Consider the following 22,359-nt stretch of genomic DNA (forward strand, 5'->3'; position numbering starts at 1 on the left):
CTAGCCTATTGAGGCGGTAGGTACTGTAGCGGATCGACCGGTTTGCCCTGCTTGCGAACTTCGAAATGCAGCATCACCTTGTCCGAATCGGTGTTGCCCATCTCGGCAATCTTCTGCCCCTTCGTTACGGCATCGCCTTCCTTGACCAGCAACGCCCGATTATGCGCATACGCGGTCAAAAACGTCGCGTCGTGTTTGATGATAATCAGGTTGCCGTAGCCACGGAGTCCGTTGCCCGCATAAACAACACGCCCTTCAGACGACGCGCGCACCGGGTCGCCCGCAGCGCCGCCGATGTCGAGACCTTTGTCCTGCGCATCGAAATTGTGCAGGATCGGGCCCTTCGCCGGCCACGAAAACGACACAGGACCATTCGACGCCGGCGTGCTCGCACCCGTGGACGGTGTCGGGGCGGGAGTTGCCGCGATTGCGCCCGGCGGGTTCGACGTGCTAGGCGCGATGGGCGCCGGCGGCGTCACGCCATTATTCGCCGGACCGTACGGTGCCGGGTTCATCGGCGCTGCACCCGGAGCGCCCGGCGTCGTCGCGATCATCGGCGGATTCGAGCCGCCCGGAGGCGCCACACGCAACAGCTGGTCGACTTCGATCTGGTTCGGATTCGTGATGTTGTTCCACGTCGCGACGTCACGATAGTTGCGTCCGTTCACGAGCGCAATCCGGTAAAGCGTGTCACCGGGTTTGACACGATAGTAGCCCGGCGGCGCAGGCGGCAGCGGCGCGGCCACCTCGGGCGCGACCGGTGCGGTCTGCAGCGTGCCTGCAGGCGGAACCTGGGTAGTGGGGGTGCTGAGCGCCCCGGATGGCGATCGGTCGATAACGGGTGCGTTATCAAGGCGTGTCGAGCACGCGACGAGCGTCGACAATGCACCGGCCATCACGATCCGCTGAGCCATCGACGTCGTGGCGATCACGCTCTGTCTCCGCAACTTACTCATCGCTTTCAAATCACTCCGGATTTTAAGGGCACAAAGAAAACACGATCAAGCTGCGATTCGTGCCATTGATTCTCGGCAACACGCTCGACAAGCGTGAGCACCTGGGATTGCGCGCCGACCGGCGCAATCAGTCGGCCACCAATCTGCAACTGTTCGAGCAACGCTTGCGGCACATCGAGCCCCGCCGCCGCAATCACGATCGCATCGAACGGCGCCACCTTCGGCATACCAAGGCGTCCGTCACCATAGTGCAAACGGATATTCGGGATCCTCAGCGGTCGCAGATTCTGTTTCGCGCGCTCGTATAACGGACGAATACGCTCAATCGAATACACGTCGCGTGCCACGCCGGACAGCACGGCGGCCTGGTAGCCGCAGCCCGTGCCGATCTCGAGCACGTTGTCGAGCACGCGGCCGTTGGCGGCAATCTCGATCATCCGGGCGACCACCGATGGCTTCGAAATCGTCTGGTGATGACCGATCGGCAGCGCGGCTTCTTCGTACGCCTGCGTCGCGAAGCCCGGGTCGACAAACAGATGGCGCGGCACCGCAGCCATGGCGGCGAGCACGCGCGGGTCGCTGACGCCGCTGGCGCGAACGCGTTCGACCATGCGCTCGCGAACACGTTCAGATGTCAGGGAAAAATTTGCCGGCGCGGCCGACGAGGAGGACCGCGCCTGCACCGTCGGTTTGACGGCCGCGACGACCGGGCGCTCGGCCCGCGGAGGCACCGGCACACGCGTGAGGATGCGCACCGGGGGCGGCGTCGTTGCGGCGGGCTCGGCGGGCACCGCCCGATGCGTCACCGGTTGCGCCGGTTGAGTCAATCTCGCCGGTTTCGTCGGCTTTGCGTGTTCGGTTGCCAGCGCGGCGGCGCGCGAGCGTTGCTCCGGCGAAATGCGCGACGGCTCGGCGCGCGTCGGCACAGCGGACACCGGGCGCGACACGCCTTGCGAGGCGGCCCCGCTTGCCGCCTTTTTCATCGTATCGAAACCCGCGTGCGCAACCGTCGCCTTCGTCGCCGTTTTGACGCCGATATTGGCCTTGTCGCCTGCACTGCCCTGCGCGCCCGTCTTGCTCCCCTGTTTGCCTGTCTTCGAGGCCGGGACGCGGACGAGATCGTCGAGGCCGAGCGGAAAGCGCTTCGGTGCGCTCGTCATGGGCGATGCTCCGTCAGCGTCGTCCAGTGATGCAAGGCGTCGAGCGTGGTGAGGTCGGTCAGATCGAGTTGCAACGGCGTGATGGACACTTCGCCGTGCGCGACCGCGTGGAAATCGGTGCCGGCGCTCGCATCGCGCGCTTCACCGGTGCCGCCGATCCAGTAGATCGGCTCTCCGCGCGGATTTTCCTGGCAGATCACGGGCTGGGACGGATGCCGTTTGCCCAGGCGCGTCACGCGCCAGGTGTCGAGCTCGTCGTACGGACGATTCGGAATATTGACGTTGAGCAGAAATGGCGCGGGCAAGGGATGGGTGACGTAGTGTTCGATGATGTCGACCGCCACGCGTGCGGCATCGTCGACGTGCTGCCAGTCCTTGTCGGAGAGCGAAAACGCAAACGAAGGCAGACCAAACAGATAGCCCTCTGTCGCCGCCGCGACGGTGCCCGAATACAGTGTGTCCTCGCCCATGTTCTGGCCGTTATTGACGCCCGAGACAACAATGTCCGGCCGATAGTCGAGCACGCCCGTCAACGCGATATGCACGCAATCGGTTGGCGTGCCGTTCACATAACGGAAGCCGCTCGGCGCATTGAAGAGCGACAGCGGCCGGTTCAGGGTCAATGAATTCGACGCGCCGCTGCAGTTTTGTTCCGGCGCGACCACCGCCACATCCCCGAGGCGCGTGAGTTCGCGGTGGAGTGCGGCCAGTCCGGGAGCCAGATAACCGTCGTCGTTGCTGAGCAGGATTCGCATGCGGGCGATTGTAACCGAGGAAGTCCGGCGCTCCTTCGCCGGCCTCCCTTTTTACCTGATTCGGTCAACGTTCAGATGACACCGCTCGCGCGCAACGCGGCGATCCGCGCATCGTCGTAGCCCAGTTCGCGCAGCACGAGGTCGGTGTGCTCGCCGAGCTCGGGGCCGAGCCACTGCGTGGAACCCGGTGTCTCCGACAGCTTCGGCGTGATATTGGGCACTGGCAACGCGGTGCCGTCCGGCAGCGCGAATCGCTGAATCATCTCGCGCGCGAGAAAGTGCGGATCGGCGAACATGTCCGCGGCGCTATAGATGCGGCCCGCCGGCACGTCGGCCGCATGCAGCACGACGAGCGCTTCGTCGAGTGTGCGTTCGCTCAGCCATGCGCCAATCGCAGCGTCGAGCTCGGCGGTGCGAGGCACCCGCCCGTCGTTGCTCGCGAGCGCCGGGTCGTCCGCGAGATCCTGACGGTCGATTGCAATCATCAGCCGCTTGAAGATCGGGTCGCTGTTGCCGCCGATCACGATGCTGCCGTCGCGGCACGCGTAGGTGTTCGACGGAACGATGCCAGGCAGCGACGCGCCGGTGCGCTCGCGCACGAGCCCATACACCCCGTACTCGGGCACGACGCTTTCCATCATGTTGAACACGGCTTCGTAGAGCGCGACGTCGACCACCTGCCCCTTCCCCGTGCGCTTGCCGCCGGTCGCATTGCGGTGATGCAGCGCCATCAGCGCGCCGATCACGCCATGCAGCGACGCGATCGAGTCGCCGATCGAAATGCCGATGCGCGGCGGCGGCAAATCGGGATAGCCCGTGATGTGACGCAGGCCGCCCATCGACTCGCCGATCGCGCCGAAGCCCGGGCGGTCCTTGTAGGGACCCGTCTGCCCGAAGCCCGACAGCCGGACCATGACAAGCCCCGGATTGTTTTGCGAGAGCACGTCGTATCCGAGGCCGAGCTTCTCGAGACCGCCGGGACGAAAGTTTTCGATCACGATGTCGGCTTCGGCGGCGAGCTGCCGAACGATCTCGCGCCCTTCTTCCGATTTCAGATTGATCGTGACCGATTGCTTGTTGCGGGCCTGCACATACCACCACAACGAGGTACCGCCCTGCTCGGGGTACAGCTTGCGCCATTTGCGCAGCGGATCGCCACCGCGAGGGTCTTCGATCTTGATGACCTGCGCACCGAACTCGGCAAAAAGCCGCGCGGCGAACGGGCCTGCGATCAGTGTGCCGAGTTCGAGAACCTTGACGCCCGACATCGGGCCCGTCGAAGACGTCGCATTCATGCTCAGAGTGTCCGGCGATCGAGCACGGCACGCGCGATCGTGCCGGCGTCGACATACTCGAGCTCGCCGCCCACAGGAACACCGCGCGCAAGACGGGTGACAGCGAGACCACGTGCCTTGAGGGCTTGCGCGAGATAGTGCGCAGTTGCCTCGCCTTCGTTCGTGAAGTTGGTCGCGAGGACCACCTCGCGAACCGTGCCGTCACTCGCGCGTTTCATCAACCGGTCAAAGTGAATTTCGCGCGGGCCAATGCCGTCGAGCGGACTCAGGCGGCCCATGAGCACAAAGTAGAGTCCCTTGTACGTCATGGTCTGTTCGAGCATGGCCTGATCGGCGGGCGTCTCGACAACGCACAGCAGTGCGCCGTCGCGCTCCTCGTCCGAGCAGGTCTCGCAGATATCGGCTTCGGTGAAGGTATTGCAGCGCGAGCAATGACGCAGCGTCGTCGTCGCGTTAAGCAGCGCATTGCCGAGCTTCTCGGCGCCCGGCCGATCGTGCTGCATCAGGTGGTACGCGATGCGTTGCGCGGATTTGGGGCCGACGCCGGGCAACGCGCGCAGCGCATCGATCAGCGTGGCGAGTGCGGAAGGTGGCTTCAACTCGGGCTCTGCGCGCGAAAACGTGTCAATGAAACTCTACCAGGGCCGCCCTGGACGCACGGCATCCTGAGCGGATTGAAACGGCTTGTGAAACGGCTTGTGAAGCGTGCTCTGCAGCGGGCTGTAAGGCGTGCCCTGAAGCGTCGCTCAGAACGGCATCTTGAAGCCCGGCGGCAGCGGCATGCCCGACGTCAGCGAACCCATCTTTTCCTGCGTCGTGGCTTCTGCCTTGCGCACGGCGTCGTTGAAGGCGGCTGCCACGAGATCCTCGAGCATGTCCTTGTCGTCAGCCAGCAGGCTCGGGTCGATCGCAACACGGCGGACTTCGTTCTTGCAGGTCATCGTCACCTTGACGAGGCCGGCGCCCGATTGGCCCTCGACCTCGATCAGCGCGAGCTGGTCCTGCATCTTCTTCATGTTGTCCTGCATCTGTTGGGCTTGCTTCATCAACCCAGCCAGTTGGTTCTTCATCATGGCGACAGCTCCTTCAATAAGGGTGTAATCGGTCAGTACGGGGACGAGGCCCCCGGGCATGCGGGTCGGTCAGCCCGCGCTCGCTGCTCCGGCGCCGCCCTGCACGGGACGGATCGAGCCGGGAACAATCGATGCACCGAAATCGCGAATCAGCGACTGCACAAAAGGATCATGTTCGATCGCACGTTCGGCTTCGACCTGGCGGCGTGCACGGTTCGCGTCGTCGATGGCGGCGGCCGTGTAGTGCACAGGTCCGCTGACGATTGACAAGTCAACCGCGCGGCCGAGATGCGAGTCGAGTTCGACCTTGAGCTTGTCGACGTGCGCACGGTCACCCAGTTGAGGGACCGCGACGCGAAGTTCAAGCGTCGTGCCGCGAATCGCGACGAGCTCGCTGCGAAACGCGAGTTCGCGCGCGAAACCGCGCAGCGCGAGCCGCGTGACAAACGCAGGCCAGTCGACGTCGTGTCCGAACGCATCGAGGCGCACCGGCGGCTCTTTCGGAACGACTTCCGTCGCGGGCGCCGCTTCAACGCCGCGTACGCCCGAAGCCGAACCGCGTGAGGCGCGTACGTCAGCTCGCGGTGCGACGGATTCTTCGACCGGTGCCGCGGACAGATCATCGTAGCCGTCGTCGAACGGCGCGTCGTAACCCCCGCTGGCATCGAAGCCGCCCTCGTACGCTGCGTCGGGAATCGCTTCCCACGGCGGCGTATCGGCCCCTTGCGAACGCGACGATGGCGCCGCGGACGATGAAGCACGTGAGGCTTGAGGTTCGGCGGCGTGCGCGGGTGATTGAGCGCGCGCGGGCGTTGATACAGCGCCATTCGGCGCGTTCAACACGGCCGGCGTGTTCGGCGACGCGGCATTCGAAGCCGCCGCCCCCTCCGGCGCGGCCGGTCGGCGCGGTGTCGGCACCGTCAACGGCGCCGACGGTGTCGTCGATGCAGGACGACGCGCGACGGGCTGCGCGCTTGCGCGGCTCTTGTCGGTCGGCACACGCAGGCCGGCGAGGCGCATCGCCTCGAGCGCCGCGCGTGCAGGCGACATCGGTTTGTCGTCAGCCGGTTCCGCGCTCGTTTGTGCGACTGGCTCCGGTGCCAATGCCGATGCGGACGCCGATGCAGAGGACATCGGCGCGGCACTGCGTTCCTGCACAACGGAGATCTCGGGCGCAGGCGAAGGCGCGGCCTCGGGGGTGTCGGTCGTCGTGCCTTCGACGGCGTGCTGCCGCATCGCTTGCGTCGCGGATGCGTCCTGCGATGCCGATGAGGATGCCGTCGATGCCGGCGCCGATATGACGGCCGACGTAGTTGGCAATGGCGATGTAGGTGCAGCGTGCGTCACAGGGGCAGAACGCGGAACCGCTTCGGGTGCGCGCGCAGACGCGGCACCGCTCATCTCGCCGACCGGGCGACCGTTCGCACCACCGGCCGGCGCACCCGACATCACCGGTGCCGGACGTCCGCCACCGGCGGCTCCGCGCCCCGGCATCCCTGCGGGCGGGACCGACGACGTGCCGCCGCCGGGCGAAGGCATCGCGCCGATGCGGTCGCTCAGCGGACGAAAAGCCAGCATCCGGAGCAATGCCATGGAGAAGCCCGCGTACTCATCGGGGGCGAGTCCAAGCTCGGCGCGACCAATCGTCGCAATTTGGTACAAAAGCTGAACCTGCTCGGCGCTCAATGCCTCTGCAAAACGACGGATATCCGCCGCTTCGGGCCATTCATCGAGCACCGACGCCGGCGCGGCCTGCGCCCACGCGATCCGGTGCAGCAAACCCGCCAGATCGGCGAGCGCCGTCGAGAACGACAGGCTGCGCGAAGCCATCTCGTCGGCGATCGCGAGTACGGCCGTGCCGTCGCCCTGCGCCACCGCATCGAGCAAGCGAACCAGATAGCTTTGATCAAGCGCACCAAGCATGCCGCGCACGGCCTCTTCGCCCACGATACCCGCCGAATACGCGATGGCCTGATCGGTCAGCGACAGCGCGTCGCGCATGCTGCCGTCGGCGGCCTTGGCCAGCAGACGCAGCGCCTGCGCGTCGTAGCCGATCTGTTCCGCGGAGAGGATGTTTTCAAGATGCCCGACGATATGCGTCGCGGGCATTTGCTTGAGATTGAACTGCAGGCATCGCGACAACACCGTCACGGGAATCTTCTGCGGATCGGTCGTCGCGAGGATGAACTTGACGTGCGCAGGCGGCTCTTCGAGCGTCTTGAGCATCGCGTTGAACGCGTGGTTCGTCAGCATGTGCACTTCGTCGATCATATAGACCTTGAAGCGCGCATCGACGGGCGCGTAGATCGCGCGCTCGAGCAGCGAGGCCATTTCCTCGACACCGCGATTCGAAGCGGCATCCATCTCGACGTAGTCGACGAAGCGGCCTTCGTCGATTGCACGGCACGCATTGCAGACGCCGCACGGCGTCGAGGTCACACCGGTCTCGCAATTCAGCGCCTTGGCGAGAATGCGCGACAGTGTCGTCTTGCCGATACCCCGTGTGCCCGTAAACAAATACGCGTGATGCAGCCGTTGGGAATCCAGTGCGTGAGTCAACGCGCGGACCACGTGATCCTGGCCCACCAGCGACGCAAAATCCTTCGGGCGCCACTTGCGCGCGAGAACTTGGTAAGTCATCGAGATCGTTCGGTCTGTTGTGCCGGAGCCCAGGGTTCCGGATCCGCCGTCCATCTGCCTGCGGGCAGCGCGGCGACCGGATGCGTGGCGCAGGAGATCCAGAGGATCCTGAAGAAGAGGGGTGACGAGCCTGACCCTCGGCACTGGTGGAAAACGGCTGTGGCTGCTTCGTTCCCGACCTGACCAGGTTGACCGCGCCGCCATGCGAGGAGGCCCGTCACGGCGCATTCTAACATCGGTGCCGGGGGTCCCGACAAGCCGCTTGCTCACATTGCTTCGTGAAGGCACTCGACGCGGGCCCGCTTTCACTCGATTTTATGATGCAACCTCTTGATTCCGTTCAGCCGGCCCTCATGTTCGCGATGAAGCCCACCGGTACGTCGTTTGCAGCACGCGGCGCACCGGTAAGGAATCCCTTCACGATGCGTGACCCGGCGCGCCCCGAGCGGCTCTCCACGCATGTTTCGGAATTGGGCTAAGATCGTTTGCAATTCGTGCCACAACGCCTGCTGGCGTCGAAGACTGCCCATCCCGGACAGCCGTGGCGGCGACGGATTTTTTTTGCGTTTTGGTGTATTGTGGCGGCCACGTGAAACCCCGCCCGACGCCGGCGCGACGAGGTAATCAGACAATGAGCGAACAAATCAAGCATATTAGCGACGCATCGTTCGAAGAAGATGTCGTCAAGGCAGACAAACCTGTGCTGCTGGATTTTTGGGCCGAATGGTGCGGTCCGTGCAAGATGATTGCGCCGATTCTCGACGAAGTCGCAAGCGAGTACACCGACCGTCTGCAGATCGCCAAGCTCAACGTTGACGAGAACCAGTCGACCCCCGCCAAGTTTGGCGTGCGTGGCATCCCGACGCTGATCCTCTTCAAGAACGGCGCCGTCGCCGCTCAGAAGGTCGGCGCATTGTCGAAGTCGCAACTCGCGGCCTTCCTCGACAGCCATCTCTAATTCTGCTTTACTTGCCCATGTTGCCGACCGGCAACATGGGTTGGCCCGCATGCCTAGCTGTACCGCGCGCATGCTGTGCTAAGATTCGCCCCATCCTTTTCGAAGACGTCTTCGAGCGCTTTTTCGAGCGTTCGCCTACCCCTCCCATTCGTAGCACATCTCTCCCAGCCGGGATTCCTGTATGCATTTATCCGAACTCAAGTCGCAACACGTCTCCGCGTTGATCGAAATGGCGAACGGTCTCGAGATCGAGAACGCGAACCGCCTGCGCAAACAGGAGCTGATGTTCGCCATTCTCAAGAAGCGCGCGAAAACGGGTGAAACGATTTTCGGAGACGGCACGCTGGAAGTGCTGCCGGACGGGTTCGGATTCTTGCGCTCACCTGAAACGTCGTATCTCGCGAGCACGGACGATATCTATATCAGTCCTTCGCAGATCCGCCGTTTCAATCTGCATACGGGCGACACGATCGAAGGTGAAGTGCGCACGCCGAAGGACGGCGAACGCTACTTCGCGCTCGTGAAGGTCGACAAGGTCAACGGGCAGGCGCCCGAGGCCTCGAAACATAAGATCATGTTCGAGAACCTCACGCCGCTGCACCCGAACAAGCCCCTGCATCTCGAGCGCGAAATGCGCGGCGAGGAAAACGTCACGGGCCGCATCATCGACATGATCTCCCCGATCGGCAAGGGTCAGCGCGGCTTGCTCGTCGCGTCGCCGAAGTCGGGTAAGACGGTCATGCTTCAGCACATCGCGCACGCGATCAAGCAAAACCATCCGGACGTCACGCTGTTCGTGCTGCTGATCGACGAACGTCCTGAAGAAGTGACGGAAATGCAGCGCTCGGTCGCGGGCGAAGTGATTGCCTCGACGTTCGACGAACCGGCCGCGCGTCACGTGCAGGTCGCTGAAATGGTCAGCGAAAAGGCCAAGCGTCTCGTTGAAATGAAACAGGACGTCGTGATTCTGCTCGACTCGATCACGCGTCTCGCACGTGCCTACAACACGGTGGTGCCGGCTTCGGGCAAGGTGCTGACCGGTGGTGTCGATGCCAACGCACTGCAACGTCCGAAGCGCTTCTTCGGCGCCGCGCGTAACGTCGAAGAAGGCGGCTCGCTGACGATCATCGGCACCGCGCTGATCGAAACCGGCAGCCGCATGGACGACGTGATCTACGAAGAGTTCAAGGGCACCGGCAATATGGAAGTGCACCTCGAGCGCCGCCTCGCGGAAAAGCGCGTCTATCCGTCGATCAACCTGAACAAGTCGGGCACGCGTCGCGAAGAATTGCTGATCAAACCGGACATCCTTCAAAAGATCTGGGTGCTGCGCAAGTTCATCCATGACATGGACGAAATCGAAGCGATGGAATTCCTGCTCGACAAGATCAAGCAGACCAAGAGCAATTCGGAATTCTTCGACCTGATGCGCCGCGGCGGTTAATCGCCCGCTCAGTCGACCACGCACCCGAACACTGAACACTCGGGTTCGCACATAACGGCCTCCCCTGCGCCCCGCCGCATCGGAGGCCGTGTCGTTTGTGCACGCTGCGCGGGGCGCGCTTGCGCAAAGAATCACCCAGGCGTGACCGAACCGAAAGCCGGCCATGGCACAATCTTTACGCCCGTCGAGACACGATTCCGCCGATGCTGACCTCCCTGACCCGCTGGATCGATTCCCGCAAACGAGAACGTGCGCTGCGCCGCCACGCGATCCCCGACGCCCTGTGGGCTCAGACGCTGGCTAACCTGCCCTTTCTGACCTGGCTTGGTGACGCGGATCGCGAGCGGCTTCGCGAAATGAGCAGTCTGTTCCTCGCGCAGAAACAGTTCTCGACAGCGCACGACCTCGAACTGACCGACGAAATCTGCGTGGCTGTCGCTGCGCAGGCGGCATTGCCGGTGCTGAACCTCGGTCTCGACCTTTATCGAGGATGGGTGGGTGTCGTGGTCTATCCCGGTGAATTCGTGATCCGCAAGACCGTCGAGGACGAAGACGGCGTCGTGCACGAAGTCGTTCAGGACGCGAGCGGCGAAGCGTGGGAAGGCGGCCCGGTGTTGCTGTCGTGGGAAGACGTTCAGATGGGCACGGGGGATGGCGCGTATAACGTCGTGATCCATGAGTTCGCGCACAAGATCGACATGCTGGCCGGCGAAGCCGACGGACGCCCGCCGCTGTTCAAACGCTTGCATTCCGACCTCACGCCGCGCGAATGGGAAGACACATTCGACAATGCGTACGACCGCTTTTGCCGGCGGGTCGACAGTATTTCCGACCGACGGTGGCAGCAGTTTGCCGATACGTCGCTGATCGATCCCTATGCCGCCGACCACCCGTCCGAGTTTTTCGCGGTGTGCAGTGAGGCGTTATTTGTCACACCGCAGGCGTTCGAAGCGGAATATCCCGAGCTTTACCGGCTGCTCGCGCGTTATTACCGGCAAGACCCCGCCGGCGTTCTGCCGCCCGCCCCTTCGGCCGCCTGACCGCCTGACCGTCCAACCGCCGCGACAGCCACGGTCACGGGCACAAGCGCCGGGAAGCGTTCGGGGCGCGACACGATGTGCCAGGCCGGGACGATTCCCGCGTCACGCGATAAAACGCTGGCAAATATCTGATTCTCTGGCATAATCCCGCCTTTCCCACTTGGCAAGTGGCTCCCGCACGGGCTCTCAGAGGTCCGGTCTGACTTCGCGGCGGGCTGGCTACCGCAAGACATCAAGGAAGTGACATGAAAGAAGGCATTCACCCGAATTACCGCGAAGTCCTGTTCATTGACGTTTCGAACGACTTCAAGTTTGTGACGCGCTCGACGATTCTGACGAAGGAAACGGGTACGTTCGAAGGCAAGGAATACCCCCTCGCAAAGATCGAAGTGTCGTCGGAATCGCATCCGTTCTACACGGGTCAGCAAAAGATTATGGACACGGCAGGCCGTGTCGAGAAGTTCCGTCAGAAGTTCGGTACGCGCGCTACCGGCAAGGCAGCGAAGTAAATCGACTTCGACGCATGCCGCCCTTCACAGGGCGGCCGCAAAAAAGAGCAGCTCAAGCTGCTCTTTTTTTTCGCCCGTCGCATGCGCAACGCACCGACACTTCACAGCATGCCCCGGCATCGCGTTCAGCACACGCCCATCGGTCGAAGGCCGTTGCGCTCAGCCGGGCGTCCCCCTCCTCCCGCACCGCTACGCCGCGTCATCGACGGCCGCACCTGGGCGTGCGCCTCAAGCTAGCGGCCACGCGACAAACCCTCCTCGACCGAATACCTCGCGCACAGTGAGGTCACTTGCCCGGCTTGGCATACCATTCGCAGAAAAAATCAGGCTCTTGATTGCGCTTACAGACTCCACGTTAACAGCAAGATAACGTTAGATAGCGTCTCGATAGATCGCGCGCACGTTTGCGTGCCCGTTTATCTACTCACAAACCCTGATGTTAGGATCACAACATCGATGTAACATGCGCAACATTGCAGCCCACGCATTGCTTGAAGCGCACCAAACCCATGAACGAACGATCCGTTCTCGACGGTCCCGCGTCGAACGTCCTGCAGCTCCGGCCTAGTGTCGACCAGCCTGTTGTCCGCAATCCCGGCGTGCCGTACGACGCGTCGTGGTTCGACTCCATGCGTGTGAATCTGAGTGCCGTCGACCGTCGAGTCGCGACACTCGGCACACGCCGCTCGGTCAAGAAAGACGCCCAGGCCGCGTGGCTTCTCAAAGCCATCACCCTTATCGATCTGACGACGCTCAACGGCGACGACACCGCCGGACGCGTTCGCCGTCTGTGTGCAAAAGCTCGCCAGCCGCTGCGCCCGGACCTGCTCGACGCGCTCGGCGTCGAGCAGCTGGACCTCGGCGGCCGTCCGCTGACGACCGGCGCGGTCTGCGTCTACCACCGCTTTGTCGCGACCGCCGTCGACGCGCTCGCCGGCACCGGCATCCCGGTCGCGGCCGTGTCGACCGGCTTCCCCGCCGGCCTGATTCCCCACGAGCTCAAGCTCAAGGAAATCCAGGCATCGGTGGCGGACGGCGCACACGAAATCGACATCGTGATCACGCGTGAACATGTGCTGACCGGCAACTGGGAAGCGCTGTACAACGAGGTCCGCGATTTCCGTAAAGCGTGCGGCGAAGCCCACCTGAAGGCGATTCTCGCAACCGGCGATATCCAGACGCTCTCGAATGTCGCCAAGGCATCGATGGTCTGCATGATGGCCGGCGCCGACTTCATCAAGACGTCCACCGGCAAGGAAGGCGTCAACGCGACCCTCGGCGTCTCGCTCGTCATGGTCCGTGCGATTCGCGATTATCACGAACGCACCGGCTATCTCGTCGGCTACAAGCCGGCAGGCGGTGTTTCGACGGCGAAGGGCGTGCTCAACTATCTGATCCTCATGAAAGAGGAACTGGGCCGCCGCTGGCTCGAACCCGATCTGTTCCGGATCGGCGCGTCGAGCCTGCTTGCCGATATCGAGCGCCAGCTCGAGCACCATACGAGCGGCCGTTATTCGGCGTTCAATCGTCACCCTCTTGCGTAACGTTCCATGAGCATAGCCGAGTACTTTTCTTCGATGGATTACGGTCCCGCCCCGGAAGACGACAAGGCCGCGCGTGCGTGGCTCGCGTCGCATCACGCCCGCTTCGGTCATTTCATCAACGGCGCATGGACGTCGTCTTCGGACAGTCCATCGTTCGAAACGCAGGAGCCGGCAAACGGCAACGTCCTGGCGGCGATCTCGCAAGGCGGCGCTGAGGACGTCGATGCCGCCGTCCAGGCCGCGCGCGCCGCGCAGTCGGGTTGGGCCGCACTGGGCGGTCATGGGCGTGCACGTCACCTGTATGCGCTCGCACGCATGGTGCAACGTCACAGCCGCCTGTTTTCCGTGCTCGAGTCGCTCGACAACGGCAAGCCGATCCGCGAATCGCGCGATATCGACATTCCGCTTGTCGCGCGTCACCTCCTCTACTACGCAGGCTGGGCGCAGCTGCAGGAAACCGAATTTGCCGACTGGGCGCCTGTCGGTGTCGTCGGGCAGATCGTGCCGTGGAATTTCCCGTTGCTGATGCTGGCATGGAAGATCGCGCCCGCGCTCGCACTGGGTAACTGCGTGGTGCTCAAGCCGGCCGAATTCACGCCGCTGACCGCCCTGCTGTTCGCCGAGCTCGCCGATCGTGCCGGCCTGCCCAAGGGCGTGCTCAACGTCGTGACCGGCGACGGTTCGACCGGTGCGGCGCTCGTCGACCACGCCGGTGTCGACAAGATTGCTTTCACGGGTTCGACGGAAGTCGGCCGCATCATCCGCAAGTCGACCGCGGGCTCGGGCAAGTCGCTGACGCTCGAACTCGGCGGCAAGTCGCCGTTCATCGTGTTTGACGATGCGGATCTCGACGGCGCCGTCGAAGGCGTGGTCGATGCGATCTGGTTCAACCAGGGTCAGGTCTGCTGCGCCGGCTCGCGTCTGCTCGTGCATGAAGGCATCGAGCAACGCTTCGTCGAAAAGCTGCGCCGCCGCATGGAAACGCTGCGCGTCGGCCCGTCGCTCGACAAGACGATCGATATCGGCGCGATCATCGATCCGATTCAACTCGAACGCATCGCGTCGCTCGTCGATCGCGGCATCGAGGAAGGATGCACGGTCTGGCAACCGACGGGCGTCGCCCTGCCCAGCGCAGGCAGCTTCTTCCCGCCGACGCTGATCACCGGCGTGTCGCCCGCCTCGACGCTCGCGCAAGAAGAGATTTTTGGGCCGGTGCTCGTCACGATGACGTTCCGCACACCCGACGAAGCCGTCGCGCTCGCGAACAACACGCGTTACGGTCTGGCCGCAAGCGTGTGGACCGAAACGATTGGCCGCGCACTGGATATCGCCCCGAAGCTCAAGTCGGGCGTGGTCTGGGTCAACGCCACGAACCTGTTCGATGCGAGCGTCGGCTTTGGTGGATATCGCGAGTCGGGCTTCGGTCGCGAAGGGGGCCGTGAAGGCGCGTACGAGTACCTGAAGCCGCGTGCCTGGGCGAAGCTCAAGCAACGCGCCGCGCAACCCGCACGCGCCGCCGCACTGGTCGACGGTGACGACAGCGACGCCGGCAGCAGCGCCGTGCCGATGATCGATCGCACACCGAAGTTCTATATCGGCGGCAAGCAGTCGCGCCCGGACGGCGGCACGTCGTTCCCGGTCTACTCGCCCGAAGGCGCCTACCTCGGTGATGCCGGCGAAGGCAATCGCAAGGATATTCGCGATGCCGTCGCGGCAGCGCGAGCCGCCGGCAAGTGGTCCGCTGCGACGCCGCACAACCGGTCGCAGGTGCTCTTTTACATCGCCGAAAACCTGTCGGCACGCGCCGACGAGTTCGTCCGCCAGCTAGTCGAGCGGACCGGTGTCTCGCGCACCGATGCGCAAAGCGAAGTCGATCTGTCGATCTCGCGCCTGTTCACGTACGCGGCCTGGGCCGACAAGTTCGAAGGCACGATTCACGAACCGCCGTTGCGCGGCGTCGCGCTGGCGATGAACGAGCCGCTGGGCGTGATCGGCGTGGGCTGCCCCGACGAGCAACCCCTGCTATCGTTTATCTCGTTGCTCGCACCGGCGATCGCGCTGGGCAACCGGATCGTGATCGTGCCGGGCCGCAACAGCCCGCTGATGGCGACGGACTTTTATCAGGTCCTCGAAACATCGGATGTGCCGGCCGGGGTCGTCAACATCGTCACCGGCGATACGCGCGCGCTGATGAGCGTGCTCGCCGCGCACGATGATGTAGACGCGGTCTGGAGCTTCGGCGATGCCGCGCAATCCGCGGACGTCGAGCGCGCATCGATCGGCAATCTCAAGCGTACGTTTGTGGATCACGGCAAGCAGATCGACTGGCGCTCGCGCGACGCCGAAGGATTCGTGTTCCTGCGGCAGGCCGCGCAGGTCAAGAACATCTGGGTGCCGTACGGCGACTGATCGCCAGAGTCGTACCGAGTAGAAACACGGGCTGGGAACGAGCCACGACGACTGACAAGCTGCACACGCACGCACGGGGTGTGTCGGTCGCGCCGGGCTCCGTCCCGCTATCTTCCATACGACAAGAAGCCGCAAAGGCTCACTCGAACAAGGAGACACTGTGCTGAAGAATCTTGACCCGCTCCTGAACGCGGACGTCCTGCACGCATTGCAATCGATGGGCCACGGTGATGAGCTCGTGATCTGCGATGCGCACTTCCCCGCCGATTCGATCGCACGCAAGACGGTCGTCGGCAAGCTCCTGCGTATCGATGCCGTCTCTTCGGCGCGCGTGCTCAAAGCCGTGCTGTCCGTGATGCCGCTCGACACGTTTGTCGACGCCCCCGCCCTGCGCATGGAAGTCGTCGGCGCACCGCAGACGATTCCCGCCGCACAACACGAAGCGATTCGTGAACTCGAAGCCAGCGGAGAGAAAGCGACGTTCACGCCGCTCGAACGCATGGCCTTCTACGAGCGAGCCAAACAGGCCTACTGCGTGATCGCCGCCGGCGAGCAACGCGGCTATGGCTGCTTCATTCTCAAGAAGGGCGTACTGATCGCGGCCGATGCCGAATCGCGCCCGGGAGCCGTGCAATGAGTGGTGGCAACAAAGGCGTATTCATCGTCGGGATCTTTGTGACGGACCTCACGTTCCGCGCGGCACGCATGCCCGTGCTCGGTGAAACGATTGCGGGGTCGGCGTTCAAGATGGGCCCCGGCGGCAAGGGCTCGAACCAGGCGGTGGCCGCGGCTCGCGCAGGCGGCAATGTGACGTTCTGCACGCGCCTGGGCAACGACGCCTTCGGCAAGATCGCGCTCGAAACCTGGCAGGCCGAAGGCATCGCCACACGCGTCAAGATGCTCGACGACGTGGCGACCGGCGCCGCGCATATCTTTGTCGACGAAGTCGACGGCAAGAACGCGATCATCGTCGCGTCGGGCGCGGCGGCGACGATGGTGCCGGCCGACATCGACGCCGTCGAGGCGGATATCGCTGCATCGGCAGTCTTCGTGACGCAGCTCGAGCAGCCGCTCGACGTGGCACGACGCGGCCTCGAACTCGCGCGCAAGCATGGCGTGATTACCGTATTCAACCCGGCCCCCGCGGTCCCGGTCGACGACGCGATCTATCCGCTGTGCGACTACATCACGCCGAACGAAACCGAAGCGGCAGCGCTCACCGGTATCGCCGTCAATACGGTCGATGACGCGCGCCGTGCTGCGGATGTGCTGCTCGCCAAGGGCGTCGGCACCGCGATCATCACGCTCGGCGAGGCGGGCGCCCTGTTCCATACGAAAGGCCAGTCCGAACTCGTGCCGGCATTCCGTTGCGGCCCGGTTGTCGAAACCGCCGGCGCAGGCGATGGCTTTACGGGTGGATTCGCAGCATCGCTCGCGAACGGCGACGAACCGCTGCAGGCCGTGCGTTTCGGCTGTGCGCTCGCGAGCCTGTCGGTCACGCGCGCCGGCACGGCGCCGTCGATGCCCACGCTCGCCGAAATCCACGCGGTACTCGCGGTCACGGCGTAACACCGGCCGCGACCGCCATGCAACACGTCGTCATGTATTGAAACAGGACCTTCGACAGCATCATGAATTCTTCGCAAGCGTCTTCGAGTCTGTTCAAGGACCGGCAGCTCAACTTCCTGGTCGCGGTGAACATTCTCATCGTCATCGTCGCGATGGTCTTCTCGCACGGTGAGTTCGGGGGCATCGACAATGTTCAGTCGATGGCCAGCCAGTTGCCTGAAGTCGGCCTGCTCGCGCTCGGCATCATGCTGTCGATGATCTCGGGCAACGGCGGGATCGACTTGTCGGGCGTCGGCCTCGCGAACCTGGCGGGCATGGTCGCCGCATTGATCGTGCCGCACTACGTAAGCGGCGACGACTCGCCCGTCCTCTACACGAGCCTGTTCGTCGTGATCACGCTGGGCATCGGCTTGCTCGGCGGCCTGCTCAATGGCGCGATCATCGCGTACCTCGGACTCACGCCGATCCTCTGCACACTCGGCACGCAGCTCGTCTTCACGGGCATCGCGGTCGTGCTCAGCAACGGCGCATCGGTGCACGTCGATTACGTGGATCAGCTCTCCGCCATCGGCAATGGCACGTTCTTCCAGATCCCGATTCAGTTCCTGATCTTCGTCGGCGCCCTGCTCGTGATCGGCTGGATCCTGCGGCACCGTCCGTTCGGTCTCAAGCTGTTCCTGATGGGCACCAACCCGAAGGCGGCTGTGTACGCCGGGATCCCGCGAGCACGCATGCTGATCGGCACGTACATCATGTGCGGCGTGCTCGCGTCGATCGCGGGCCTGATCTCGACCTCGCATACGTCGAGCGCCAAGTGGGACTACGGCAATTCGTATCTGCTGATCGCGATCCTGATCGCGGTGATGGGCGGGGTCAATCCGGCCGGCGGTTACGGCCGTGTGCTGTGTGTCCTGTTCTCGGCCACGGTGCTTCAGTTGCTCTCGAGCCTGTTCAACCTGCTCGGCGTTTCACAGTTCTTCGGCGATTGCGCATGGGGCTTCCTGCTGCTGGCCTCGCTCGCGTTTGCCGGCAATGTCCGTGTGCCGTTCCGGCTGCCGGGGCGCAAGACGCCAACGAAAACGTCCGCGTCGCCGCCGCGCTGACCACACGAACGAATCGAATCTTCGCGGAAACCAGCATCCCCCTGAGATTCCGCAGTGGCACCCCAGGGGACACCCATAAAGACCAGGAGACTTGCAATGAAATTGAAACGCCTCACCACCGCTCTCGTCGGGGCAACGCTTGCTGTCGGTGCGATCGCTTTCGCGAGCGCAGCGACGGACGTCACGATCGTCACCGTCGTCAAGGTCACCGGTATCAACTGGTTCAACCGCATGGACGAAGGCGTCAAGGAATTCGCGAAGGACAACCCGGGTGTCAACGCGTATCAGACGGGTCCGGGCCGCGCCGATGCCGCACAACAGCTCAAGATCATCGAAGACCTGATCGCGAAGAAGGTCACGGCCCTCGCCGTCGTGCCGTTCGACCCGCCGACGCTCGAGCCGGCGCTCAAGAAGGCCATGGATCGCGGCATCAAGGTCGTGACGCATGAAGCGGACAACGAGAAGAACACCGACGTCGACGTCGAAGCCTTCGACAACACGGCATATGGCGCATCGCTCAACGAGAGCCTTGCAGGCTGTATGCATGACGACGGCAAGTGGGTCGCGCTCGTCGGTTCGCTCGGCAGCCGCTCGCAAGTCCAATGGGCCGATGGCGGTATCAACAACGCAAAGCAGAAGTATCCGAAGATGGATCTCGTCGAGCCGAAGCTCGAGACGAACAACGACGGCGAACGCGCTTATGAAGTCGCCAAGGAAGTGCTGCGCAAGCACCCGGACCTGAAGGGCTTCCAGGGTTCGTCGTCGCTCGACGTGATCGGTATCGGCCGCGCGGTTGAAGAAGCCGGTCTGCAAGGCAAGATCTGCGTCTACGGTACGGGTCTGCCGACCGAAGCCGGCAAGTTCCTCGAGTCGGGCGCGATCAACGGTATCGCTTTCTGGGATCCGAAGCTCGCTGGCCTCGCGATGAACAAGATCGCGAAGATGCTGATCGACGGCAAGACGGTGACCAACGGCATGGACCTCGGTCTGCCGGGTTACAACAAGGTCACGGTCAGCAAGGGTCCGGGCAAGGGCATCATCGTGCGCGGTCAGGGCTGGGTCAACGTCGACAAGACGAACTACAAGAACTATCCGTTCTGAGGATCGACCCAAGGCGACGTGATGCAAGCGTTGCCTTGGGGTCGCGTTGAAGCTGATTTGAAGCTGATTTGAAGTTGAATTGAAGCTTAGTTGACGATGAGGCGCCGAGTCGCCGGGCGAGCCATGCGAAGCCCGCCGACTCGGCGCGATGTCGAAGTCCCGCGCCGAATGGCGCGGAACTCCGAGAGGCGCGGTGGCCGGGCTGCCGCGACCACGACTTACCGGTAAAGAATGTCATGACACCTGTAGCGGATGCGAAGCTGTTTCTCGAGGTCGTCGGCGTGCACAAGCGCTTTACGGGCGTGCACGCACTGCGCGGAGTGAGCCTGCAATTCGAGCGCGGGCAGATCTATCACCTGCTTGGCGAAAACGGTTGCGGCAAAAGTACGTTGATCAAGATCATCGCGGGCGCGCAGCCGCCCGACGAAGGCTATCTGGTCGTCGACGGCAAACGCTACGATCACCTCACGGCGCTTCAGGCGCTGGGTGCCGGCATCGAAACGGTCTATCAGGACCTTTCGCTGCTCCCGAACATGAATGTCGCCGAAAATATCGGCCTGACGTCCGAGCTTGCCGAACACGATGGCCGGCTCGCACGCACATTCGATCGCAAGGCGCTGGCTGAAACGGCCGCGCGCGCCCTGCATGAAGTCGGTCTGCCGACCGACGCCGATTTCCAGGCCACCCTGATCGAGCAGCTGCCGCTCGCCACACGCCAGCTTGTCGCCATTGCGCGCGGCATCGCGAGCGAGGCGCAGTTCGTGATCATGGATGAGCCGACGACGTCCCTCACGCAGAAGGAAGTCGATAACCTGATTCGCGTATTGAACGGTCTGCGCGCAAAAGGCGTGACCGTGCTGTTCGTCAGCCACAAGCTCGACGAATGCTACGCGATCGGCGGCGAGGTCATCATCATGCGAGATGGCCAGAAAATGTCGCAAGGGCCGATCGTGAACTATACGAAGGCGCAGATCAGCGAACTCATGACCGGACGCCATTTGTCCAATGAGCGCTATCGCGACTCGGAACCGACGGGCGACGTGATCTTCGAAGTCGAACGACTCGGACGCGGCGAACAGTTCCAGGACCTCAACTTCACCTTGCGTGCTGGCGAAATCCTCGGCATCACGGGTCTGCTCGACTCGGGCCGTAACGAACTTGCACGCGCACTGGCTGGCGTGAGCCCCGCCACCTCGGGCGCCGTGCGCCTGCGCGGCAAGACCATTACGCTGCGCACCCCGTCCGATGCGATCGAGCACCGGATCGGGTACGTGCCCGAAGATCGTTTGAACGAAGGCCTGTTTCTCGACAAGCCGATTCGCGAAAACGTCGTGACCGCCGTGATCGGCCGCCTGCGCGGACGCATCGGCCAGATCGACCGCAACAAGACGCGCGAGGTCGCGCAAAAGACCGTCGACGACCTGCAGATCGCCACACCCGATATCGACAAGCCTGTGCAATCGCTCTCGGGCGGGAATCAGCAGCGCGTGCTGATCGGCCGCTGGCTCACGATCGATCCTGCGATCCTGATCCTGCACGGCCCCACGGTCGGCGTCGACGTCGGATCGAAGGACACGATCTACAAGATCATGCAGAAACTTTCGCAGCAAGGCATCGGCATCCTGCTCATCAGCGATGACTTGCCCGAGCTGCTGCAGAATTGCGACCGCATTCTGCTGATGAAGAAAGGCCGGCTTGCCGACCAGTTTGACGCCCGGCACCTCGCCGAGGCGGATCTGTATCACGCACTTCTGTCAGAGGCAGCATGAACCCGACTGCGACCACTCAGCACCCTGTCGCGCTACCCGCTGCGCGGCCCAGCCCTCGCCTACGCGACCGCCTCACGCGCAACCCCGAACTGTTCACGCTGGCGCTGCTGCTGCTCGTGTGTCTCGGCGTTGGCATCATCAATCCGCGCTTCTTCCAGATCGCGACAATCTTCGATCTGCTGCACAGCGCGACGACGACCGGCATCTTCGCGTGCGGCGCGCTCGTCGTGCTCGCCTCGGGCGGCATCGATGTGTCGTTCACCGCGATCGCAGCGCTCGTCATGTACTCGATCACGAAGGCCGTGTTCGCGTGGTGGCCCGATATGCCGTTCGCGCTGATCCTGATCATCGGTGCGATCGGCGGCACGTTGCTCGGCCTGATCAACGGCGCGGTCGTGCACCGCCTGCGTGCGCCTTCGCTGATCGTGACGATCGGCACGCAGTATCTGTATCGCGGGATCCTGCTGACGTTTGTCGGCACGTCGTTCTTTATGAACATTCCGCACACGATGGATCACTTCGGCCGCATCGCGCTGCTGCACTACCAGACGGCTGATGGCCTGCGCGCCGTGCTGCCGGCGTCGGTCATCGCGCTCGTCGTGGCGGCGGTGCTCACATGGTGGCTGCTCAAGCGCACGATGATGGGTCGCGGCGTCTATGCGATGGGCGGCAGCCTCCTGATCGCCGAACGCCTGGGCTACAACCTGCGCGCAATTCACCTGTTCGTGTTCGGCTACGTCGGCCTGCTCGCCGGCATCGCCGGGATCCTTCACGTGTCGAACAACCGACTCGCCAACCCGTTCGACCTCGTCGGCACGGAGCTCGATGTGATCGCGGCCGTGATTCTTGGCGGCGCGCGGATCACCGGCGGCACGGGCTCCGTCTGGGGCACGCTGCTCGGCGTGATGCTCGTGACCCTGATCAATCAAGTGCTGATTCTGATCGGTGTGCCGAGTACCCTGCAGAAGGTCATTGTCGGCGTCTTCATTCTCGTCGCCGGTACGTTGTTCGCGCTCGCGCGCAAGCGTTAAGCC

At 63.5% G+C, this 22,359-nt stretch carries 19 protein-coding genes and 1 other RNA gene; 12 read left to right on the plus strand and 8 right to left on the minus strand.

Annotated elements, in window-relative coordinates:
* Positions 1 to 5: 5 nt before the first annotated feature.
* The 8 genes from ACMFWR_RS12540 to ffs form a co-directional block, all read right to left on the minus strand.
* On the minus strand, positions 6 to 956 hold the full coding sequence (locus ACMFWR_RS12540; protein ID WP_413191982.1) for a peptidoglycan DD-metalloendopeptidase family protein: 951 nt from the start codon (positions 954 to 956) through the stop codon (positions 6 to 8).
* A gap of 5 nt (positions 957 to 961) precedes the next feature.
* Positions 962 to 2,116 carry a protein-L-isoaspartate(D-aspartate) O-methyltransferase gene (locus ACMFWR_RS12545; protein ID WP_413191983.1) on the minus strand — a complete coding sequence of 385 codons (1,155 nt, stop codon included), beginning with the start codon at positions 2,114 to 2,116 and terminating at the stop codon, positions 962 to 964.
* A complete protein-coding gene (gene surE, locus ACMFWR_RS12550; RefSeq protein ID WP_413191984.1) occupies positions 2,113 to 2,871 on the minus strand; it encodes a 5'/3'-nucleotidase SurE in 759 nt (252 codons plus the stop codon). Before surE ends, ACMFWR_RS12545 begins: the two co-directional genes overlap by 4 nt.
* A 71-nt stretch (positions 2,872 to 2,942) precedes the next feature.
* Positions 2,943 to 4,166, minus strand: a complete 1,224-nt coding sequence (locus tag ACMFWR_RS12555) for a CaiB/BaiF CoA transferase family protein (protein WP_413191985.1) — start codon at positions 4,164 to 4,166, stop codon at positions 2,943 to 2,945.
* Between the two features lie 2 nt (positions 4,167 to 4,168).
* The gene (recR, locus tag ACMFWR_RS12560; RefSeq protein ID WP_413191986.1) at positions 4,169 to 4,765 is read right to left on the minus strand and encodes a recombination mediator RecR; all 597 of its coding nucleotides are present in this window, start codon (positions 4,763 to 4,765) and stop codon (positions 4,169 to 4,171) included.
* 147 nt (positions 4,766 to 4,912) lie between these two features.
* Positions 4,913 to 5,239: a YbaB/EbfC family nucleoid-associated protein gene (locus ACMFWR_RS12565; RefSeq protein ID WP_413191987.1), complete on the minus strand. Its 327-nt coding sequence runs from the start codon at positions 5,237 to 5,239 to the stop codon at positions 4,913 to 4,915.
* A 69-nt stretch (positions 5,240 to 5,308) separates the two neighbouring features.
* Positions 5,309 to 7,879, minus strand: a complete 2,571-nt coding sequence (gene dnaX / locus ACMFWR_RS12570; RefSeq protein ID WP_413191988.1) for a DNA polymerase III subunit gamma/tau — start codon at positions 7,877 to 7,879, stop codon at positions 5,309 to 5,311.
* Positions 7,880 to 7,999: 120 nt separating this feature from the next.
* Positions 8,000 to 8,098, minus strand: an RNA gene (ffs, locus tag ACMFWR_RS12575) — signal recognition particle sRNA small type.
* A 412-nt stretch (positions 8,099 to 8,510) separates the two neighbouring features.
* Between ffs and trxA the strand changes: the two genes are divergently transcribed.
* From trxA to ACMFWR_RS12635, 12 genes are all read left to right on the plus strand, one after another.
* Positions 8,511 to 8,837, plus strand: a complete 327-nt coding sequence (trxA, locus tag ACMFWR_RS12580; RefSeq protein WP_121087106.1) for a thioredoxin TrxA — start codon at positions 8,511 to 8,513, stop codon at positions 8,835 to 8,837.
* 181 nt (positions 8,838 to 9,018) lie between these two features.
* Positions 9,019 to 10,281 (plus strand): transcription termination factor Rho, encoded by a 1,263-nt coding sequence (gene rho, locus ACMFWR_RS12585; protein ID WP_413191989.1) that lies wholly within the window; start codon positions 9,019 to 9,021, stop codon positions 10,279 to 10,281.
* Between the two features lie 203 nt (positions 10,282 to 10,484).
* Positions 10,485 to 11,321: a zinc-dependent peptidase gene (locus tag ACMFWR_RS12590; RefSeq protein WP_413191990.1), complete on the plus strand. Its 837-nt coding sequence runs from the start codon at positions 10,485 to 10,487 to the stop codon at positions 11,319 to 11,321.
* 245 nt (positions 11,322 to 11,566) lie between these two features.
* Positions 11,567 to 11,830, plus strand: coding sequence for a type B 50S ribosomal protein L31 (locus ACMFWR_RS12595; RefSeq protein ID WP_413191991.1), 264 nt, complete (start codon positions 11,567 to 11,569; stop codon positions 11,828 to 11,830).
* A 509-nt stretch (positions 11,831 to 12,339) separates the two neighbouring features.
* Positions 12,340 to 13,374 carry a deoxyribose-phosphate aldolase gene (gene deoC, locus ACMFWR_RS12600; RefSeq protein ID WP_413191992.1) on the plus strand — a complete coding sequence of 345 codons (1,035 nt, stop codon included), beginning with the start codon at positions 12,340 to 12,342 and terminating at the stop codon, positions 13,372 to 13,374.
* Positions 13,375 to 13,380: 6 nt separating this feature from the next.
* On the plus strand, positions 13,381 to 15,783 hold the full coding sequence (locus ACMFWR_RS12605) for an aldehyde dehydrogenase family protein (protein ID WP_413191993.1): 2,403 nt from the start codon (positions 13,381 to 13,383) through the stop codon (positions 15,781 to 15,783).
* Between the two features lie 160 nt (positions 15,784 to 15,943).
* Complete coding sequence (locus ACMFWR_RS12610) at positions 15,944 to 16,420, plus strand: RbsD/FucU family protein (protein ID WP_413191994.1); 477 nt, start codon at positions 15,944 to 15,946, stop codon at positions 16,418 to 16,420.
* A complete protein-coding gene (rbsK, locus tag ACMFWR_RS12615) occupies positions 16,417 to 17,352 on the plus strand; it encodes a ribokinase (RefSeq protein ID WP_413191995.1) in 936 nt (311 codons plus the stop codon). The genes ACMFWR_RS12610 and rbsK overlap by 4 nt, the downstream gene beginning before the upstream one ends.
* A gap of 62 nt (positions 17,353 to 17,414) precedes the next feature.
* Complete coding sequence (locus ACMFWR_RS12620; RefSeq protein WP_413191996.1) at positions 17,415 to 18,455, plus strand: ABC transporter permease; 1,041 nt, start codon at positions 17,415 to 17,417, stop codon at positions 18,453 to 18,455.
* Between the two features lie 96 nt (positions 18,456 to 18,551).
* Positions 18,552 to 19,556, plus strand: coding sequence for a substrate-binding domain-containing protein (locus ACMFWR_RS12625; RefSeq protein WP_413191997.1), 1,005 nt, complete (start codon positions 18,552 to 18,554; stop codon positions 19,554 to 19,556).
* Between the two features lie 236 nt (positions 19,557 to 19,792).
* Positions 19,793 to 21,325, plus strand: a complete 1,533-nt coding sequence (locus tag ACMFWR_RS12630; protein WP_413191998.1) for a sugar ABC transporter ATP-binding protein — start codon at positions 19,793 to 19,795, stop codon at positions 21,323 to 21,325.
* Positions 21,322 to 22,356: an ABC transporter permease gene (locus ACMFWR_RS12635; RefSeq protein ID WP_413191999.1), complete on the plus strand. Its 1,035-nt coding sequence runs from the start codon at positions 21,322 to 21,324 to the stop codon at positions 22,354 to 22,356. The genes ACMFWR_RS12630 and ACMFWR_RS12635 overlap by 4 nt, the downstream gene beginning before the upstream one ends.
* Positions 22,357 to 22,359: the final 3 nt, after the last annotated feature.

The organism is Pararobbsia alpina (assembly GCF_965118125.1).
In the GTDB taxonomy this organism is placed as follows: domain Bacteria; phylum Pseudomonadota; class Gammaproteobacteria; order Burkholderiales; family Burkholderiaceae; genus Pararobbsia; species Pararobbsia alpina_A.

Bases quoted from the DNA above. Each gene is read 5' to 3' on its own strand.
- ACMFWR_RS12540 (WP_413191982.1), bottom strand. From the start codon at position 956: ATGAGTAAGTTGCGGAGACAGAGCGTGATCGCCACGACGTCGATGGCT.
- ACMFWR_RS12545 (WP_413191983.1), bottom strand. From the start codon at position 2,116: ATGACGAGCGCACCGAAGCGCTTTCCGCTCGGCCTCGACGATCTCGTC.
- surE (WP_413191984.1), bottom strand. From the start codon at position 2,871: ATGCGAATCCTGCTCAGCAACGACGACGGTTATCTGGCTCCCGGACTG.
- ACMFWR_RS12555 (WP_413191985.1), bottom strand. From the start codon at position 4,166: ATGAATGCGACGTCTTCGACGGGCCCGATGTCGGGCGTCAAGGTTCTC.
- ACMFWR_RS12565 (WP_413191987.1), bottom strand. From the start codon at position 5,239: ATGATGAAGAACCAACTGGCTGGGTTGATGAAGCAAGCCCAACAGATG.
- dnaX (WP_413191988.1), bottom strand. From the start codon at position 7,879: ATGACTTACCAAGTTCTCGCGCGCAAGTGGCGCCCGAAGGATTTTGCG.
- trxA (WP_121087106.1), top strand. From the start codon at position 8,511: ATGAGCGAACAAATCAAGCATATTAGCGACGCATCGTTCGAAGAAGAT.
- rho (WP_413191989.1), top strand. From the start codon at position 9,019: ATGCATTTATCCGAACTCAAGTCGCAACACGTCTCCGCGTTGATCGAA.
- ACMFWR_RS12590 (WP_413191990.1), top strand. From the start codon at position 10,485: ATGCTGACCTCCCTGACCCGCTGGATCGATTCCCGCAAACGAGAACGT.
- ACMFWR_RS12595 (WP_413191991.1), top strand. From the start codon at position 11,567: ATGAAAGAAGGCATTCACCCGAATTACCGCGAAGTCCTGTTCATTGAC.
- deoC (WP_413191992.1), top strand. From the start codon at position 12,340: ATGAACGAACGATCCGTTCTCGACGGTCCCGCGTCGAACGTCCTGCAG.
- ACMFWR_RS12605 (WP_413191993.1), top strand. From the start codon at position 13,381: ATGAGCATAGCCGAGTACTTTTCTTCGATGGATTACGGTCCCGCCCCG.
- rbsK (WP_413191995.1), top strand. From the start codon at position 16,417: ATGAGTGGTGGCAACAAAGGCGTATTCATCGTCGGGATCTTTGTGACG.
- ACMFWR_RS12620 (WP_413191996.1), top strand. From the start codon at position 17,415: ATGAATTCTTCGCAAGCGTCTTCGAGTCTGTTCAAGGACCGGCAGCTC.
- ACMFWR_RS12625 (WP_413191997.1), top strand. From the start codon at position 18,552: ATGAAATTGAAACGCCTCACCACCGCTCTCGTCGGGGCAACGCTTGCT.
- ACMFWR_RS12630 (WP_413191998.1), top strand. From the start codon at position 19,793: ATGACACCTGTAGCGGATGCGAAGCTGTTTCTCGAGGTCGTCGGCGTG.
- ACMFWR_RS12635 (WP_413191999.1), top strand. From the start codon at position 21,322: ATGAACCCGACTGCGACCACTCAGCACCCTGTCGCGCTACCCGCTGCG.